This is a genomic window from Streptomyces sp. NPDC050617, assembly GCF_040654795.1.
Taxonomy (GTDB): domain Bacteria; phylum Actinomycetota; class Actinomycetes; order Streptomycetales; family Streptomycetaceae; genus Streptomyces.
On sequence record NZ_JBFAIS010000013.1, the window covers coordinates 87,467 to 107,235 of the forward strand.

Genomic DNA, 19,769 nt, shown 5'->3' on the forward strand with positions numbered 1-19,769 from the left:
AAGGCGCTCATGGTGCTCATGGTTCCCATGGACCTCATCGTCCTCACAGCGAGTCGGCGTACTCGGTGAAGTGCCGTTCCGCGAACAGCTCGGGCCACCGGCCGCCGTCGAGGCCGAGGTCCCGCGCCTTGGCGAGCATGCCTCGCCAGTAAGGCTTCACGGGCCGCCACCGGGCTCCGGTCTGGCAGTATGACGCGTCGACGAAGTAGCGGGGGCGGGCCGCCTCGTCGGATCCGGTGATGGGCCTGCGGGCGTGCAGCAGCGCCGAGTTGACGAGCACGGTCGAGCCCGGCGGCAGGCTGTCGATCTCGATCTCGCCGGGCAGTTCGGCGGTGCCTAGGTGGGCGAGCGCGGCCTTGCCGCGGGGTTCGCGGTGGGAGCCGGGCAGGAGCGTGAGGTTGCCGATCGTCCCGTCCAGGCCGCCGATGTAGTGCAGCGTGTGCACCATCAGCAGCCCGGGGTCCCCGTCGTCGTTGGGTTCATAGTCGTGGTGCCAGGGCTTTCCGGCCATTCCGGGATTGTGCCGGTCGCTGTGCAGATGATGGAAGACGAATGAGGTTCCTATGAGTTCCCGCAGCACCCGCATCAACGGCTCATAGGCCAGGAGTTCGCCGTGCGCGGGAAGCTCCAACTCCAGCACCGGCAATAAACCGTCGGGGGAGGGGTTGACACAGGCGTCAATGGAGCGAGCGCGCAGACCGTCGTCCACCCAGTGGTCCACCTCGACGGTGAGGCGATCCCGTAGCGACTGCGGCAGCAGACCGGGGAGAACGAGGTAACCCGACTCCGCGAACTGCTCCCGCCGCGTCAGGACGGTCCCGCTGTCCTTGAAAATCGGTGGCATATGGGCATTCACACCCTCTCACGTGACGATCACGTCGTGAACGTGTCTTCCAAGCGGCCGGTCTAGCGGCCGGTTTTCATGGACGAACCCGGTTCAATGGCTCTTCGATACCGCGCGGTAGCTCTGCTGGAATGCTGGTGCCCGGCCTGTTACGGGCCCGGCGGACACCAGGACGGCTGCGGAGATCGAGTCCGGGCCCGGCTGCATCGGATTCTGTGCCATTCGGCCGCGGGCGGCATAGGCAGGGTTTGGGTCAAGATTCGGGTCGGATTTGAGGCACGGTTCGGATCGGGGTTTGGGGCGAGGCGGGGTTTGAGGTTCGGGGCAAGGGCCTGGCCAGGGTTCGAGGCGCGGGCCGGGTCAAAATTCGGGTCAAAGTTGGGGAAATTCGCGGCGGAGTCATTCCGGATCCCCGGAGTCGACGACCGCGACCCGCTCGGTTTCGCGCGGCGGGGAGATACGGCGGGGGGCCGGGGCGGAGCGCCCGACGATCGGACCGGCGACCTCTCGGGTATCGCGGGCAGTCGGCGAACTCGCCCTGCCCAGCGGGGAGAACCTGGTACCGAGCCATACCAGGAGCTGAACGGCGGCCGCGGCCGCGAACAGCGCCGGGGCGCCGAACTCGGTGAGCAGCAGGCCGCCGCTCACCGCGCCCACCGGCACGGCCGCGAAGGGCACGGCACGCTGCAGCCCGACGACCCTGCCCAAGAACCGCGCGTCGACCGCGCCCTGACGGTAAGTCCGCCACGGGACGATGAAAAGCGACGTGGAGGCCCCGGCGAGAAACCAGGCCACGGTCAGCGCGCCGACATCGATCCGGACGGCGGGCAGCAGCAGCGCGACGGCCATCGCGCCCATCGCGCTCTGCATGAGCGCGCCCGCCGAGAACCTCCGGAGCAGGGCCGGCGTGACCGCGGCGCCCAGCACCGCGCCGAGCCCCTGCGCCGCGGAGACCACCGCGAGCGACGCCGAGAGCCGGCCGTCCGGACCGGCCACGATGTAGATCAGGTTGGCCGTGACCGCGGGGAAGGTGAAGTTGGACAGCGTCAGCAGCACCGTGGCCCACAGCAACCCCTTGTTCTTCATGACCAGGCGCAGCCCCGCGAGGGAGTCCGCGCCCAGGGAACGGCATGTCGCGCCCAGCGGCGCACGCCGGCGCCGGCCGGCCGCGAGGACCGCCGTGCCGCTGATCAGCGCGGCGGACAGCATGAACGAGACCGCGTTCGCGAGGCTCGCCACCGTCGGCCCCAGCAGCGCGACGACCGCCACGCCCGCGATGGGGCCGAGCATGCTGAGCGTGCCGTCCGCCCCCTGGATCCAGGCGTTCATGGCGGCCCGCCGCCCCGGCGCCACCCGGTCGGTGAGGAACCCCTGGAAGGCGGGGAACGAAAACGGCCGAACACAGCCCAGCAGGAAGGCCGCCGCGAGCACCGGGCCGACCGACGCGTGGGCCAGACACAGGGCACCGACCCCGGTGACGATCACCGCGGAGACCGCGTCGCAGCGGATCATGAGCTGCCGCCGGTCCGTACGGTCGGCGACGACCCCGCTGAACAGGCCGATGACCACGTAGGGAACGAACTCGACCGCGTAGGTGAGCGCCGTCGAGATCGCCGAACCCGTCAGCTGGAGCACCAGGGCCGGCAGTGCGAACCGGAAGATCCAGTCGCCGCCGCTGGAGACGATGAACGCGGCCCGCAGCAGCACCTCGTCCCTGTGCCGGGCGCCGTCGCTCATGTACGGGGTCTGGTATCGGGGCGGGTGAATCCTAAAGGGCGTTCGCCCAGGTGATTCCGGCGATTTCGGTGTCCCGGACGATTCCGGAGCCCAGGTGGCGAAACGCCGGTCGTTCGCCGTCGGCGGGTGGCCGCCGCCGGGCGGCGGGGCGGGCGCGTACGGGATTCAGGCGGGTGCGGACGGGATTCAGCCGAAGTCCGTGCGTTGTTCATCGGCAATCCCCTCGGCTGCGTCGGTGTGTGCTGCACGATTTGGACGCCGCCTCGGCGTGTGTGCCGGGTGCCGGCTAAGGGTGTTACTGCGGAGTCAGGCAAACCCATGTCTGATGCCTCATCAGGAAGAAAGCCCGGATCGGTCGCGGGGGGCCGGGATTCGGATTCGACGCGCTGGGAATGGGCGGCCGCTGAGCGAGGTCGCGCCTAGTGGCGCGGCCCCCGGCCAGGGTTCCGGCGGAGTGCGGAGAGCGTGACTAACAGATGCTCTCGGCAACGTAGTTGGTATACGTAGCGATCAATGGGATGTGAACTTAACAAGGGCGCGAGCATCATGTCTAGACCTCTGCGGAGAGGCTCTCCGGATTCGACGTGTGGCGCCGTGTCACGAATATGTGACCTGGACCACATAGTTCTTGACAGGTGTCCGGGCCCTGCTCAAGCTCATCTGCGTCGGCCTGAACCACAACAATCTGTGGGCCGACTCGGAGACGGAGGCTCATGCTCCAGCCGTCAGGCGTTTTCTCCACCGGCCCCGGCATTCCCCCGGCGAACTCCGCACGGACGCAATGCGGAAACCGCCGTGGAGCGCGACCGCCGCAGGACGGCACGCGCTTCTCGGATTCTCCGGGCCGGCATTCGGCAATGAGCGTCCGGCCGCCCTGAGCCCGAGCCCTCTTAGCCTCCTGAGCTCCTTGAGCCCCCGAGTGCCTTGGGCCCCTGAGCTCCTTGGGCCGCGGCCTTGATACGCGTCGCACCGCGGGTCCTCTGCCGAGCCGAGGGTCCTCTGCCGAACCGCGGGTCCACTGTCGAGCCGAGGGTCCTCTGCCGTCGTTTTTCCGTCGCCGGGCGGGCTGAGGCCGTCACATGCGTGACCCGGCCGACAACGGCGTCGGCCGGGTCACCCGTGTCGCGGTCTCAGCTGTTGCAGCGGCCCCGGTCCGCGGCCTCCAGCGCGAAGTCGGACACCTGGTCCCGGTCGTCGAAGGCGATGCGGTAGCGCTGGCCGTGCTTCGCGCCGGGGACCGGCGTCTCGAAGATCCAGTCGTCGACCTTCTTCAGCCGGGGATAGGCCGCCTTGACCCGGTCCAGACCGGTGCCCATGGTGACGCCCTCGGGCGTGTGGATCCGGTCCGTGCCGGTGATCATCGCCACGCCCTTGCGGGACTCGATGAACACGCCGCCGCCGGGGTTCGGCTTCCCCTCGGCGGGGCGCAGGTGGTAGACGGAGCAGCCACCGCCTCCCTTCTTGTCCACCAGCAGGCCGGTCTGCTCCGCCGCGCCCTCGGACTGCCCGAGGTGGAGGCTCTTGTAGCCGTCCGGCCCCAGCACGCCGCCGCCGGGCGCGGCGGGTTGCGCGTTGGCGCTGCCGACCGGTGTGAGCAGCAGCAGTCCGGCTGTCGCCGCGGTCGCGATGATGCGCTTCATCGTGAACTCCGTTCCTGTTCTAGTCGTGCGGGACGCGGGTTCGGGCAGCACGTACCGGGCGAGGACCGTCACCGGGCGGGGGCCCCGAGGACCGGGCCGACCCGTGAGGCCAACGCGACCCGAGCGTGCCGTGCGACCCGTGTGTGCTGTGTGTGCCGTGCGTAGGGTGCGTACGGTCGGTGGATCCGTACCCCGGCCGCACCCGGTGATCACCTCTCTCGCGGCACTGGGGGCGCGTACCCGAGCGGCGGCCGCTCACACTGCCCTCCTCGCGCCGCCCGCCGGCACCGGCCGTTCGCACCGCCTGCCGACGTCGGACGTGCATCGGACGTGCATCTGACGTGCACACGGCCTCGCACGCCCCGCTGACGCCGTCATCCGCTGTCGCGCCTTGCGATATCGGGCTGCTACGCCGGCCCGGCAAGATCTCAACTGCACGTCCCGTAGCGGCTGCCGAAGGACGTTGATCGGTCCGCAGACGACGGGCGCGCTCCGGCGCGCTCTGGAGCAACCGCTGAGAGCACCGAACTTATGGCCCGACTCGCCGCGAAGGAGCCCTGAGGCGCGATGGTGCATGGAACCGGTTCCGGCTCGCCCCTGTTGTGGATGCTGAGCGGCAGCGGCCGGGAGCCGCTGGCGGACCGGGCACGGCGCCTGCGTGAGCACCTCCGCCGCCAGGAGGACTGGCGCCCGGCCGATGTCGGGCTCGCCCTCGCCGGTTCCGCGCTCGCCGGGAGACGGCGCGCAGCGCTGGTCGCGGAGGACCGGAGCGGATTCCTGGACCTCCTGGAGGCGCTCGCCGACGGCCGTTCCGCGCCCGGACTCGTCGAGGCCGAGAGCGGAAGCGGGAACGGAGGCAGAAGCGGGAGCACGGCTTATAGCGGTGCCGGGGCCAGCGCCGGCAGGGTGGCATTCGTCTACCCCGGCCAGGGCGCCCAATGGCCCGGCATGGCCGCCCGGCTGCTGGAGACCTCCCCGCCCTTCCGACGCCGCATGGACGACTGCGCCCAGGCGCTGGAAGCCTTCACCGACTGGTCCCTGATCGACCTGCTGCGCGGCGCGCCCGGCTCGCCGAGCCTCGCCCGCGCGGACGTCGTGCAGCCCGTGCTGTTCGCCATGACGCTGTCGCTGACGGAACTCTGGCGCGCGTACGGAGTGGAGCCCGGCGCCGTACTGGGCCACAGCGTCGGCGAGATCACCTCGGCCGCCGTCGCCGACGCGCTGTCCCTGGACGACGCCGCGCGGGTCGTCGCCCTCTGGAGCCAGGCCCAGGCGACGCTGGCCGGGCGGGGCGAGATGGTCTCCGTCATGGCGGCCGCGGAGGAGCTGGCCCCGAGGCTGGAGCGGTGGCCCGGCCGGCTGGTCGTCGCCGCGGTCAATGGCCCCCGCTCCGTGATCGTCTCGGGAGACGCCGACGCGGCCGAGGAACTGCTCACCGACCTCGCGCGGGCCGGAGTGCACGCCCGGAAGGTCGCGGTGGGGCTCGCCGCCCACTCCGCGCACATCGACGAGATCCTCCCCCGGATGCGTACGGACCTCGCGCCCATCCGGCCCCGCCCCGCCCGGATCCCCTACTACTCCGCGCTGACCGGCGGCCTGCTGGAGGACCCGGTCCTCGACGCCGACTACTGGTGCCGCAACCTGCGTAGCCGCGTCAGCTTCGCGTCGGCCACCCGCGCCCTGCTCGCCGACGGCTACGGCACGCTGCTGGAGGTCAGCCCGCACACCGTCCTCACCTCCGCCATGCAGGACAGCGCCGAGGAGAGCGGCGCCGAGGCGCACGTCATGGGGACGCTCCGGCGCGATCAAGGGGACCGCAGGCGGTTCCTGACCTCGCTGGGCGAGCTGTGCGCACAGGGAGCGGAGCCCGACTGGCAGGCGGTGTACGAAGGCCACGACGCCCGGCCCGCCGAACTTCCCCCGCACCTCCTCGAAGTGGGATCGGGATCGGGGTCGGACGCGGAATCGGAATCGGCAGCGTCGGCCGGGGCGGAGGGGCTGGAGGCGCACCGCAGGGAGGCGACCGTCGACACTCCAGGGGGCGCGCTCCGTGCCGAGCTGGCCGTGCTTCCGGCGGCGGGGCAGCGGACGGCGCTGCTGAAGCTCGTCGCCCGCGAGGTCGCCGGGCTCCTGGGCCGGCCCGGCCCCGTACCGGCGGACCAGCCGTTCCTCGACCTCGGCTTCGACTCCGTCACGGCCGTGGAGCTGCGCAACCGGCTGAGCGCGGTCACCGGGCTGCGGATACCGGCCACCGCGGTCTTCGACCACCCGACACCGGGGACCCTCGCCGAGGCGCTCCGCGCGGAACTGGCGGATGACGAGCCCGACGCCGACGCCGAGGCGGCAGGCGGCGCGCCTCTCACGGCCGCCGCCGACGACGACCCCGTCGTGATCGTGGGCATGGGGTGCCGCTACCCCGGCGGCGCCCGCACCCCCGACGAACTGTGGCAGCTGGTGTCCGACGGCGCCGACGCCGTCACGCCCTTCCCGACAGACCGGGACTGGGACACCGCCGCCCACTACGACCCCGAACCGGGCCGGCCCGGCCGCTACTACCAGCGGGAAGCGGGCTTCCTGCACGACGCGGCCGAGTTCGACGCGCGGTTCTTCGGGATCTCGCCGCGCGAGGCCCTGGCCATGGACCCGCAGCAGCGGCTGCTGCTGGAGACGAGCTGGGAGGTCTTCGAACGGGCCGGTATCGACCCGACGTCGCTGCGCGGAAGCCGGACGGGGGTGTTCGTCGGCGCGATGACCATGGACTACGGGCCGCGCCTCCAGGACGCCGACGAGGTCGGCGGGCACCTGCTCACCGGCAACACCGGAAGCGTCGCGTCCGGCCGACTCGCCTACACCCTCGGCCTGGAGGGCGCCGCGATCACCGTCGACACGGCCTGCTCCTCGTCGCTGGTGGCCCTGCACCTCGCGGCGCGCGCCATCCGCTCCGGCGAGTGCTCCATGGCCCTGGCCGGCGGCGCGACGGTGATGTCGACCGTGGGCATGTTCGTAGAGTTCAGCCGCCAGGGCGGTCTCGCGCCGGACGGCCGCTGCAAGGCGTTCGCGGCGAACGCCGACGGATTCGGCCTCGCCGAGGGCGTGGGGATGCTGCTGCTGGAACGGCTGTCGGACGCGCGGCGGTTGGGGCATCCGGTGCTGGCGGTGGTGCGGGGGAGCGCGGTCAATCAGGACGGTGCGAGCAATGGGCTGACGGCTCCCAATGGTCCGTCGCAGCAGCGGGTGATCCGTGCGGCGCTGGCGGACTCGGGGCTGCGTGCGGCGGATGTGGACCTGGTGGAGGCGCACGGTACGGGGACCCGGCTCGGTGACCCGATCGAGGCGCAGGCGCTCCTGGCGACGTACGGTCAGAACCGCGCGGCCGAGCGGCCGTTGAGGCTCGGGTCGCTCAAGTCGAACATCGGTCACACGCAGGCGGCGGCCGGTGTGGGCGGTGTCATCAAAGCGGTGCTGGCGATGCGTCACGCGGTGATGCCGAAGACGCTGCATGTGGACGGTCCGACGCCGGAGGTGGACTGGTCGGCGGGCGCGGTGGAACTGCTGACGGAGTCCCGCCCGTGGGATGCGGGCGATGGCCCACGGCGGGCGGGGGTGTCGTCGTTCGGAGTGAGCGGCACCAACGCGCACGTCATCCTCGAAGAGGCGCCCTCGGCACCCGATGAGGCCGTGCCCGGTGAGGCCGTGCCCGCGCCCGGCTCGACGGCTCTGGCATGGACGCTCTCCGCCAAGAGCGAGCAGGCCCTGCGCGACCAGGCGCACCGGCTGCTCGACGCCCCGGCCGGGCCGAGCCCCGCGGATGTCGGCTACTCCCTGGCGACGGGGAGGGCGGCCCACCAGTACCGCGCGGTACTGGTCGGCGTCGGCACGGACGCCCACGACTTCCGGCAGACCCTGAACGCCCTGGCCACGGGTTCCGGCGCCCCCGGCCTCGTACAGGGAACTGCCGGTACGAGCGGCGAAGTGGCCTTCGTCTTCCCCGGCCAGGGCTCGCAGTGGGTGGGGATGGCCGCCGAACTCCTCGACACGGAACCGGTGTTCGCGGCTCGGGTCGCGGAGTGTGGGCGGGCTCTGTCGCCGTTTGTCGACTGGTCTTTGGAAGATGTTCTACGGGCACGGGTTGACGCTCCGTCATTGGAGCGGGTTGACGTGGTGCAGCCGGTGTTGTTCGCGGTGATGGTGTCGCTGGCAGCGGTGTGGCGTTCGTACGGCATCGAGCCGGGTGCGGTTGTCGGTCATTCTCAGGGTGAGATCGCTGCCGCGTGCGTGGCGGGTGCGTTGTCGTTGGATGACGCGGCGCGGGTGGTGGCGTTGCGGAGCAAGGCGCTGCGCGCCTTGTCGGGGCGTGGCGGAATGGTGTCCGTGGCCCTTCCGGCGGCGGAAGTGGGGGAGTGGCTGAGCGACTGGGACGGCAAGCTTTCAGTCGCCGCAGTCAATGGCCCTGCTTCTACCGTGGTGTCGGGTGACGCGGGCGCGTTGGACGAGTTGTTGGAGCGGGCCGAGGCGCGGGAGGTGCGGGCCCGGCGCGTACCGGTGGACTATGCCTCGCATTCTTCTCACGTAGAGGACATTCACGAACAACTGCTTTCCGCACTCGCGGAATTGACGCCACGACAGGCGAATGTGCCGTTCTATTCGACAGTCACCGGTGAGCCGCTGGACACCTCCGAATTGGACGCCGACTACTGGTATCGGAATCTGCGGCAGACGGTGCGTTTCGAGGAGGCGACGCGGGCGCTGTTGGCGGAGGGGTTCCGGTTCTTCGTGGAGCCGAGTGCTCATCCGGTGCTGGCGGTGGGGGTGCAGGAGTCGGCGGAGGCGGCCGGGGTCGAGGCGGTGGTGCTGGGGTCGCTGCGCCGTGATGACGGCGGCCGGGAGCGTCTGTTGCTGTCGCTCGGTCAGGCGTGGGCGAGCGGGCTGCCGGTGGACTTCTCCGGCGCGTACCCCGGCGCGCGCCGCGTGGACCTGCCCACCTACCCGTTCCAACGCGAACGCTTCTGGTTGACCTCGTCGTCTCCTTCCCCCTCCTCCTCTGATTCTTCTGCGCCCGCCGAAGACCTCTTCGAGAGGCTGGAGCGGCAGGATCACGCTCAGCTGTCCAAGACGCTCGGGGTCGGTCTCGAAGCCCTGGGCGAGGTGCTTCCGGCCCTGTCCGCCTGGCGTTCCGTGCAGACACACGAGCGGCGCGCGGACTCCTGGCGCTACCACGTCGGCTGGCGCCCGGTGCCGGTGCCGGTCTCGCCCGGCGCCCCGCTCTCCGGCCGCTGGCTGGCGGTAGTCCCAGAAGCCCCCGGCACTCCCGGTGCCCCCGCGCACGATGCCGTGGCCGGAGTCCTCGACGCCCTCGCCGGCGCCGGCGTCGACCTGACCCTCGTCGCCGCCGCCGGTCCGGGGGCTACGCGCGAGGAACTGTCCGCCGCGCTGGCGGAAGCGGCCGTGGCCGACGAGGGGCAGCCGGTGGCCGGAGTGCTCTCCCTCCTCGCCTGGGAGGAGCGACCGCACCCCGAACACCCTGAACTCACTGGAGCGTTGGCGATCACTCTCGCCCTGTCCCAGGCGCTCGGGGACGCCGGGATCGACGCCCCGCTGTGGCTGCTGACCCAGGGGGCGGCGGTCGTCGGCAGGGCCGAACGGCCCGGTACGCCCGCGCACGCGGCCGTCGCCGCACTCGGTCGCACGGTGGCGCTGGAACATCCCCAGCGCTGGGGCGGGCTCGTCGATGTGCCTGCGGCGCTCGACGAGCGGGCCGCCCTCCGCCTGTGCGCGGTGCTGGCCGGTGCGGCGGCCGACGAGGAGCAGGTGGCGGTGCGTTCCACCGGAGTGCTCGGGCGACGGCTGCTGGCCGCGCCCCAGCGCCCGTACGCGACCGGCGGGCGCTGGGAGCGGGGCGGAACGGTCCTGGTGACCGGCGGTACCGGCGGCGTCGGCTCGTACACCGCCCGCAGGCTCGCGGCGCAGGGCGCCGAACGGCTCCTCCTCGTCAGCCGGCGCGGCGCCGACGCCCCCGGAGCGGAGGGGCTGCGCGCGGAGCTCGCGGAGCTGGGCGCGACAGTGGACATCGCCGCCTGCGACATCGCCGACCGGGAGGCGCTGGCCGCGCTGGTCGCCGGCATCCCGGCCGAGTCCCCGCTCACCGGCGTCTTCCACGCGGCGGGCGTACTGGACGACGGGCTGCTCGACGCGCTGACCCCCGCCCGGCTCGCCGTCTCGCTGCGGGCCAAGCTGACGGCCGCTCAGTACCTGCACGAGGTCACCGCCCACCTCGACCTCGCCGCCTTCGTCGTCTTCTCTTCGGTCATGGGCGTCGTCGGCAATGCCGGACAGGGTAACTACGCCGCCGCGAACGCCGCGATGGACGCCCTGGTCGCCCTCCGCCGCGCCGACGGCCTGCCCGGAACCTCCATCGCCTGGGGCGCGTGGGCCGTGGAGGGGATGCTCGACGACGAAGTCGCCTCCCGGCTGCGGGACTTCGGCATGCCGGTGATGGACCCCGAGTCCGCCGTCACCGCGATCGACCGCGCTGTGGCGGAGAACGACGGGCTCGTCCTGGTGGCCGACGTCGACTGGCGGCGGTTCGCCGAAGGGACGGGGCTGCGGTCCCGCGCGCTGCTGGCCGAGCTGCCGGGCCCGAGGGCGGCGGGCGCTGTGGGTTCGGTGGGCTCGCCGGACGAGGCGGGCCGAGGCGCCGCGCCGGGGGACCGTGACGGTGCGGACGGCAACAGCGTTCGCGCCGGGCTGGCCGCGCTGGCGAGTGCTGAGGACCGTATCCAGTACGCCACTGACCTGGTACGCACTCACACAGCCGCTGTTCTGCGGCACAAGACGGCCGACGCGGTGCGGCCCGCCGAGGCGTTCGCCGCGCTGGGCCTCGACTCCTTGACCGCGGTGGAACTGCGCAACCGGCTCGGCGGCGCGACCGGCCTCAAGCTGCCCGCCACCGTGGTGTTCGACCACCCCACACCGGGTGCGCTCGCCGAACGGCTCATCAGCGAACTGACCGCGCTGGGGGAGTCGGGCGCGGCCGTAGCCGCTGTCGGCTCCGGGACGGCGGCCGTGGTCGAAACCGTGCAGCAGGGACGCCCCCAGCACGGCGAAGACCCCATCGCCATCGTCGGCATGGGCTGCCGGTTTCCCGGAGGAGTCGAACAGCCGCAAGAATTCTGGAAGTTGCTGGCCGACGGGGTCGACGCGGTGGGGGCCTGGCCGCTGGACCGGGGCTGGGACACCGAGGGCCTGTACGACCCCGACCCCGACCACCCCGGAACCACCTACAGCGACCAGGGCGCGTTCATCGCCGATGTCAGCGGCTTCGACGCCGAGTTCTTCGGCATCTCGCCGCGCGAGGCCCTCGCCATGGACCCGCAGCAGCGGCTACTCCTGGAGACCTCCTGGGAGGCGATCGAGGCGGCCGGGCAGGACCCAAACTCACTGAGGGGCCGTCAGGTCGGGGTGTTCTTCGGCACCAACGGCCAGGATTACCTGGCGCGGTTGGAGGGGTCGCCCGGCGCGTCCGAGGGGCACTTCCTCACCGGCAACACCGCCAGCGTGCTCTCCGGCCGGGTCTCCTACGCCCTCGGCCTCGAAGGGCCCGCGCTCACCCTCGACACGGCGTGCTCGTCCTCCCTCGTCGCCCTCCACCTCGCCGTGCAGGCCCTGCGCCGCGGCGACTGCGAGCAGGCGCTCGCGGGCGGCGTCACCGTGATGAGCACGCCCAAGCTCTTCGTGGAGTTCAGCCGCCAGCGCGGACTCGCGCCCGACGGGCGGTGCAAGGCGTTCTCCGCGGACGCCGACGGCACCGGCTGGGGCGAGGGCGCGGGCGTGCTGCTGCTGGAGCGGCTGTCGGCGGCCCGCCGCCATGGCCACCCCGTACTCGCGCTGGTCAGCGGCACCGCCGTGAACCAGGACGGGGCCAGCAACGGGCTCAGCGCGCCCAGCGGGCCCGCCCAGCAGAACGTCATCCGCGCCGCCCTCGCCGACGCCGGGCTGCGGCCCGAGGAGATCGACGCCGTCGAGGCGCACGGCACCGGGACCCGGCTCGGCGACCCCATCGAGGCGCAGGCGCTGCAAGCCGTCTACGGCGCGCACCGGACCGCCGACCGCCCGCTGTGGCTCGGCTCCGTCAAGTCCAACATCGGGCACACGCAGGCGGCGGCGGGCGTCGCGGGCGTCATGAAGATGGTGCTGGCCATCCGCAACGGCGAGCTGCCGGGCACGCTGCACCTCGGCGAGCCCAACCCGCACGTCGACTGGTCGGCGGGCGGGCTCCGGCTGCTCGCCGAGCGGACGCCCTGGCCCGAGCACGGCGGTACGCGCCGCGCGGGCGTGTCCTCCTTCGGCATCAGCGGCACCAACGTCCACGTGGTCCTGGAGCAGGCTCCGCAGGGCACGGGCGGTACGGGGAGTACGGGCGACACGGACAACCCAGAGGGCAACCCGGAGGGCAACCCGGAGGGCATGGGCTTCACGGAGGGCATGGGCTTCACGGAGGGCACGGGCGACCCGGAGGGCACGGGCGGCAGTGCTCCCGGCGGTGGCGGCCCCGAGCCCGCCCGGCCCCTGCCCGTACCGCTGCTGCTCTCCGCCGCGACCCCGCCGGCGCTCCGGGCCCAGGCGGACCGGCTCCATACCCGCCTCGCCCCTCTCGCCGACCGCCCGAACGGCGGCCCGAACGGCGGCCCGAACGGCGGCCCGGATGGTGGCCCGGATGGTGGCCCGGATGCCGGCCTGGATGCCGGCCTGGCGGACGTCGCCTATTCGCTCGTCTCCGGCCGGGCCGCGCTGGAGCACCGCGCCGCGGTCCTCGGTACGGACGCGGAGTCCGCGCTGCGGGCGCTGCGGGCGTTCGCCGACGGCCGCCGCCCGGCCTCGGTGGTCACGGGCGCGGCGGGCCTGCCCGGCCGCACGGCCTTCCTCTTCCCCGGCCAGGGCAGTCAGCGCGCGGGCGCCGGAGCGCAGCTCTACCGCGACGAACCGTTCTTCGCCGACGCCCTCGACGAGGTACTGACCGAACTGGACCCGCACCTCGAAGTGCCGCTGCGCGACGTCCTGTTCGCCGAGGCGGGCACGCATGAGGCGGAGCTGCTGGAGCGGACCCGCTTCACCCAGCCCGCGCTGTTCGCCCTGGAGACCGCGCTGTTCCGGCTCGTACGGCATTGGGGCGTACGGCCCGATCTGCTGCTGGGCCATTCGATCGGCGAGGTGGCCGCCGCCCATGCCGCGGGCGTCCTGGACCTGCGCGACGCGTGCAAGCTGGTCGCCGCTCGCGGCCGGCTGATGGACGCGCTGCCCGAGGGCGGGGCGATGGCGGCGGTCGAGGCGGAGGAGTCGGAAGTACGGGAGGTACTTGCTGACTGCCTTTCACCAGGCGTTGTGTCAGCGGATATCGCCGCTGTCAACGGGCCCGGCTCCACCGTGGTGTCCGGCGACGCGGAAGCGGTGCTGCGGCTCGCCGAGGAGTTCCGCTCCCGTGGCCGCCGCACCAAGCGACTGGCCGTCAGCCACGCCTTCCACTCCGCGCGGATGGACGGGATGCTCGACGAGTTCCGGCGCGTGGCGGAGGGGCTGACCTACTCCGCGCCCCGGATCGCGGTGGTCTCGAACCTGACCGGCGCACCGGCCTCCGCCGACGAACTGTGCTCCCCCGACTACTGGGTCCGGCACGTCCGCGGCACCGTACGGTTCCTCGACGGCGCCCGCAGGCTGCGGGCCGAAGGCGCGACGACGTTCCTGGAGCTGGGGCCGGGCGGGGTGCTCTCCGGCATGCTGCACGGCTGCCTGGAGGACGCCGACGGCTGCGAGACGCTGCCGATGCTGCGGGAGGGGCGGCCCGAGGCCGCCGCCGTGCGAGCCGCGCTGGCGGGGCTGCACGTGCGCGGCGTACCGGTCGACTGGTCGACCGGCTGGCGCGGCACGGACGTACGCCGCGTGAGCCTGCCCACCTACGCCTTCCAGCGCAAGCGCTTCTGGCCCGAGCCCGTACCCGCCGCTGCGGACACGGCGGCTGACGGTCTGTGGGATCTGCTCGACCGCCCCGACGGGGTACGGGCCTTCGCCGCCGAACTGGGCCTGGACGAGGGCGCCGCGCTCGCGCTGGAGGACGTGCCGCGGGCACTGGCGTCCCGGCGGGCACGGCGCGCGGCCGACGCCGCCGCCGACCGCCTGCGCTACCGCGTCGGCTGGCAGCCGCTCGGCGCGCCGCCCGCCCCGCACCTCTCCGGCACTTGGCTGCTCGTCACCCCGGTGGTCAGCGGGCCGGACGGCGCCGAGCGCGCCCGCGCCTGCGAGCGGGCCCTCGCCCGGCACGGCGCGGAGGTCGCGGTCCTGCCGGTCGCGGCCGGAACGGGGCGCGCGGAACTGGCCGACCTGCTGCCGCCGGATGTCACCGGCATCGCGGGCGTACTGTCGCTGCTCGCCTTCACGGCCGCCGACCGCCGCGGACCGGAGCCGTCCCCCGCCGCACCGAGCGCCGCCCTGGCCGCAACCCTGCTGCTCATCCAGGCCCTGGGCGACCGCGGACTGGACGCGCCGCTGTGGTGCGTCACGAGCGGGGCCGTGGGGCCGACGGAGGCCCCGGCGTCCGATGGCCCGGTGCCGGATGCCTCGGCGTCAGATGCTCCGGCGTCGGAGGCCCCGGCGTCCGATGCCCTGGCGTCCGATGTCCTGGCGTCGGAGGCCCCGACGCCGGACCCCCTGGCGTCCGATGTCCCGGCGTCGGACGCCCCCGCCCCCGTCGACCCCGTGCAAGCCGAACTGTGGGGCCTCGGGCGGGTCGCCGCGCTCGAACTGCCGCACCGTTGGGGCGGCTTGGTCGACCTGCCCGGCGCGCTGGACGACGCGGCGCTGAGCGGGCTGTGCTCCGTACTGGCCGGGGCGGACGGCGAGGACCAGGTGGCCGTCCGCGCTGCCGGGCTCTTCGGGCGCCGCCTCGACCGGGCGCCCGTCCCCGCCGGTCCCGCCCCCGAGCCCTGGCAGCCGCGCGGCACCGTGCTGATCACCGGCGGTACGGGCGGCCTCGGCGCGCACGTGGCGCGGAAGCTGGCGGCGGACGGGGCCGAACACCTCGTACTGCTCAGCCGGCGCGGCCCCCAGTCGCCGGGGGCGGCCGAACTCACCGCCGAACTGTCGGCGCTCGGCGCCCGTACCACCGTCCTGGCCTGCGACGTCGCCGACCGCACCGAACTGGCGCGGGTACTGGAGGGGCTGCGGGCCGAGGACGAGACCGTACGGGCCGTCGTGCACACGGCCGGGCTCACCTCCGACACCCCGATCGAGCACTGCACCCTCGACGACGTGGCCCGGGAGACCGCCGCCAAAACGCTCGGCGCAGACCACCTGGACGCGCTCTTCGACGGCCCGTCGCTGGACGCCTTCGTCCTCTTCTCCTCGATCTCCGCGACCTGGGGCAGCGGCGGCCAGGCCGCCTACGCGGCGGCCAACGCCCACCTCGACGCCCTCGCCGCCGCGCGCCGCGCCCGAGGGCTCGCGGCGACCTCCGTCGCCTGGGGCCCCTGGTCCGGCGCGGGCATGGCCCACGGCGAGGTGGGCCGGCAGCTGCGCCGTCACGGCCTGGTGCCACTGGAGCCGGCGGCGGCGCTCGCCGCGCTCCAGCGGGCGCTGACGCTCGGCGAGAGCGAACTGGTCGTCGCCGACATGGACTGGCAGAGCTTCGCCCCCACGTTCCTGTCGGCCCGCGACAGCGCGCTGCTGCGCAGGCTGCCGGAGGCCGCGCCCGCCCCCGACCACGCCGAGGAGGCTTCCGCACCGGACGCCGGCGACGCGTGGCGGCGGGAACTGGCGGAGCTCCCGGAGCCCGAGCGCGTCCACCGGCTGCGCGAACTCGTCTGCGCCGAGGCGGCCGAGGTGCTCGGCCACGACTCGACCGGCTCCATCGCGGCCGACCGGCCGTTCCGCGAAGCGGGCTTCGACTCGCTGACCGCCGTCGAACTGCGCAACCGGCTGATCGCCGCCACGGGCCTGCCCCTGCCGCTGACCACGGTCTTCGACCACCCGACGGCCACCGCGCTCGGCGACCACCTGCTCGCCGAACTGACCGGCGCCGCGCCACCGCCCCCCTTGGAATCCGCACCGGCCGCCCCGGCCGGCGAACCGCTCGCCATCGTCTCGATGGCCTGCCGCTTCCCAGGCGGCGTCCGCTCGCCCGAGGACCTGTGGCGCCTGGTCGCCGACGGCGTCGACGCCATCGGCGACCTCCCGGCCGACCGCGGCTGGCCGCTGGCCGAGCTGTACGACCCGGACCCCGACCGGCAGGGCACGTTCTATGCCGCGGGCGGCGGATTCCTCGACGGCGCGGGCGAGTTCGACGCCGAGTTCTTCGGGGTCTCGCCGCGTGAGGCCCTCGCCATGGACCCGCAGCAGCGGCTGCTGCTGGAGACCGGCTGGGAGGCGCTGGAACGGGCCGGGATCGACCCGGCCTCCGTCCGCGGCGACCAGGGCGGCGTCTACGTCGGCGTGGCGTCCCAGGGGTACGGGACGGGGCCCCGGGACCCGGCGGCCGACGTCGAAGGGCACCTGCTCAGCGGCACCGTCACCAGCGTGGCGTCGGGCCGGATCTCGTACATCCTGGGCCTGGAGGGGCCGGCCGTGACGGTGGAGACGGCCTGCTCGTCCTCCCTGGTCGCGCTCCACCTCGCTGGGCAGGCGCTGCGGTCCGGGGACTGCTCGTTCGCGCTGGTCGGCGGGGCCGCGGTGATGGCGAGCCCGGACGTCTTCGTGGAGTTCAGCCGCCAGCAGGGCCTGTCGCCCGACGGCCGCTGCCGGTCCTTCGCCCAGTCCGCCAACGGCACGGGCTGGGGCGAGGGCGTCGGCGTGCTGCTCGTCGAGCGGCTGTCCGACGCGCGGCGCCTGGGCCATCCGGTACTGGCGCTCGTACGCGGCACGGCCGTGAACCAGGACGGCGCGAGCAACGGCCTGACCGCGCCGAGCGGCCCCGCGCAGCAGCGGGCCATCAACGCGGCGCTCGCGGGCGCCGGACTGACCGGCCCGCAGATCGACCTGGTCGAGGCGCACGGTACGGGCACGACCCTCGGCGACCCGATCGAGGCGCAGGCGCTGCTGGCGACGTACGGTCAGGACCGCCCGACGGAACGGCCGTTGTGGCTCGGATCGCTGAAGTCCAACATCGGCCACACCCAGGCCGCGGCGGGCGTCGCCGGGGTCATCAAGACCGTCATGGCCCTGCGGCACGCCGTCCTCCCGCGGACGCTGCACGCCGAGGAGGCGTCGAGCCGCGTCGACTGGTCCGCGGGCGCGGTCCGGCTGCTCTCCGAGTCCCGCCCGTGGGAGGCCGCCGGGGACGAGCCGCGCAGGGCCGGAGTCTCCGCGTTCGGAATGAGCGGCACCAACGCGCACGCCGTGCTGGAACAGGCACCCGACGCCGCACCGGTTCCGCACCGCGAGCCCGCCCCGGCCTCGCGTGTCGCCGAGCAGCCCGCACCGCCCGCCGTCCCGTGGTTGCTCTCCGCCCGCACCCCCGGAGCGCTGCGCCGGCAGGCGCGGCAGCTGCTGGACCGGGTGCAGGCCGACCCGGACCTGCGGCCCGCCGATCTCGCCCGAGCGCTCGCCACGTCCCGTACGGCCTTCACCTGCCGGGCGGCGACCGTCGGCGCCGGACGAGACGAACTGCTGGAGTGGCTCGGCGCACTCGCCGAGGGGGCGCCCGCGCCCGGCGCGGTGCGGGGCCGCTCCAGGGACGGCCGGACGGCCTTCGTCTTCCCCGGGCAGGGATCCCAGTGGGCCGGTATGGCCGCGCGACTCCTCGACCGCGAACCGGCGTTCACGCGATCCATCGAACGGTGCGCGCAAGCCCTGGCCCCCTATACGGACTGGTCGCTGACACAGGTGCTGCGCAACGACCCTGACGCCCCGTCACTCGACCGCGTCGATGTCGTGCAGCCCACGCTGTTCGCCGTGATGGTGGCGCTGGCCGACTATTGGCGCGCCATCGGCGTCCGGCCGGACGCCGTGGTGGGACACAGCCAGGGCGAGATCGCCGCCGCCTGCGTCGCGGGCGCGCTCTCCCTCCAGGACGCCGCCATGGTGGTGGCGCTCCGCAGCAAGGCGCTGTCACGCCTCGCCGGCCGGGGCGGCATGGTGTCCGTCGCCGCGTCCGAGGAACGCGTACGCGGCCTGCTCGCGGAGGGCGGCGGGAGCTGCGTCGCCGCGGTGAACGGCCCGGACGCCGTGGTCGTCGCGGGCGAACCGGACGCTCTCGCCGCGCTGCTGACCGCGTGCGAACGGGACGGCCTGCGGGCCCGCCGCATCCCCGTCGACTACGCCGCGCACTCCGCCCAAGTAGCGGAGATCAAGGACGAGTTGCTGACCGCGCTGGCCGGGGTCCGCCCGCGGAGCTGCGTCGTGCCGATGTACTCCGCGGTCACCGGCGGGCCCGTCGAGGGCACGCTGCTGAACGCCGACTACTGGTACCGGAACCTGCGCGAGACCGTCGATTTCGCGGGGGCCGTCCGCTCCCTGCTGGCCGCCGGGCACGACCTGCTCATCGAGGCGAGCCCGCACCCGGTGCTGCTCGCCGGGGCCGAGAGCGTCGCCGAAGAGGCAGGCCGGGCGGTGACGGCAGTGGGCACGCTGCGGCGCGACGACGGCGGCCGGGACCGGCTGCTGGCTTCCTCCGCGGAGGCGTGGGCGGCGGGCGCCCCGGTCGACCGGGCCGCGCTGCTGCCCGAGGACGCCGACGCCCGGCCCGTACCGCTGCCGACCTACCCGTTCCAGCGGGACCGCTACTGGCTGCCCACGCCGGGCCGCAGCGGCACGCTCGCCGTCACGGAACCGCGGGACGGCCGTACGACGGGTCCCTCGCCGGCCGACCGTACGACGGACCCTGCAACGGACCCCGCGGCGGGGCCCGGAGCGGGGCCAGGGGCGGACGACCCCGCGCCCGAGCACGCCTCGGCGGCCGACGAGGAGGAGTCGCCCGCCGCCCGGCTCGCGGCACGGCTGGCGTCGCTGGACGGGCCGGGACGCCGCCAGGCGGTCCTCGACCTGGTCACGCGGCACGCCGCCGCCGTACTCGGCCACCCGGGCGCCGGCGGCGTACCGCCGGACCGCGCCTTCTCCGAAGTGGGCTTCGACTCGATGCTCGCGATGCGGTTCCGCAACCAGCTGTGCACGGCCACCGGGCTGGCCATCCCCCCGACGGTCGTCTTCGAACACCCCACCCCCGCCGCGCTCGCCGACCACCTCCACGACGAACTGGACGCCGTCGCCGCCCCCGCGCCGGACCGCCTGACCGAGCTGGACGACCTGGCCGCGAAGCTCGCCGCCCTGACGCCGGGCGCACCCGGCACCGAAGGGATCGGCGACCGGCTGAACGACCTGCTGCGCGACTGGACGCGACGCGTCGGCCCGGCCGCCGGACCCGGCGGCCTCGAAGGCCCCGGAGGCCGCCCGCCGGAGTCCGCCGCCGGCCACCCGGCCGACGAGACGGCGACGGCGGACGCCACCGCCACGGCCTCGGCCGACGAACTGTTCGCACTGCTCGACGACAACTTCGGCATGGCCTGAGA

4 protein-coding genes are annotated in these 19,769 nt (G+C 73.8%); 1 reads left to right on the top strand and 3 read right to left on the bottom strand.

Features of this window, described 5'->3' with window-relative positions; all coding sequences use genetic code 11:
* Nucleotides 1-43: 43 nt before the first annotated feature.
* The 3 genes from AB0I49_RS19225 to AB0I49_RS19235 all read right to left on the bottom strand — a co-directional run bounded on the left by AB0I49_RS19225 (nt 44) and on the right by AB0I49_RS19235 (nt 4,221).
* Nucleotides 44-844, bottom strand: coding sequence for a phytanoyl-CoA dioxygenase (locus AB0I49_RS19225; RefSeq protein ID WP_363228178.1), 801 nt, complete (start codon nt 842-844; stop codon nt 44-46).
* Between the two features lie 399 nt (nt 845-1,243).
* Nucleotides 1,244-2,581 carry an MFS transporter gene (locus AB0I49_RS19230; RefSeq protein WP_363228179.1) on the bottom strand — a complete coding sequence of 446 codons (1,338 nt, stop codon included), beginning with the start codon at nt 2,579-2,581 and terminating at the stop codon, nt 1,244-1,246.
* Nucleotides 2,582-3,711: 1,130 nt separating this feature from the next.
* A complete protein-coding gene (locus AB0I49_RS19235; RefSeq protein ID WP_363228180.1) occupies nt 3,712-4,221 on the bottom strand; it encodes a hypothetical protein in 510 nt (169 codons plus the stop codon).
* 567 nt (nt 4,222-4,788) lie between these two features.
* On the opposite strand from AB0I49_RS19235, the gene AB0I49_RS19240 reads away from it, so the two are divergent.
* Entirely contained in the window at nt 4,789-19,767 is a 14,979-nt protein-coding gene (locus AB0I49_RS19240; RefSeq protein WP_363228181.1) for a type I polyketide synthase, read from the top strand.
* Nucleotides 19,768-19,769: the final 2 nt, after the last annotated feature.

Coding starts and splice junctions, on each gene's coding strand:
- AB0I49_RS19225 (WP_363228178.1), bottom strand. CDS start 844: ATGCCACCGATTTTCAAGGACAGCGGGACCGTCCTGACGCGGCGGGAG.
- AB0I49_RS19230 (WP_363228179.1), bottom strand. CDS start 2,581: ATGAGCGACGGCGCCCGGCACAGGGACGAGGTGCTGCTGCGGGCCGCG.
- AB0I49_RS19235 (WP_363228180.1), bottom strand. CDS start 4,221: ATGAAGCGCATCATCGCGACCGCGGCGACAGCCGGACTGCTGCTGCTC.
- AB0I49_RS19240 (WP_363228181.1), top strand. CDS start 4,789: ATGGTGCATGGAACCGGTTCCGGCTCGCCCCTGTTGTGGATGCTGAGC.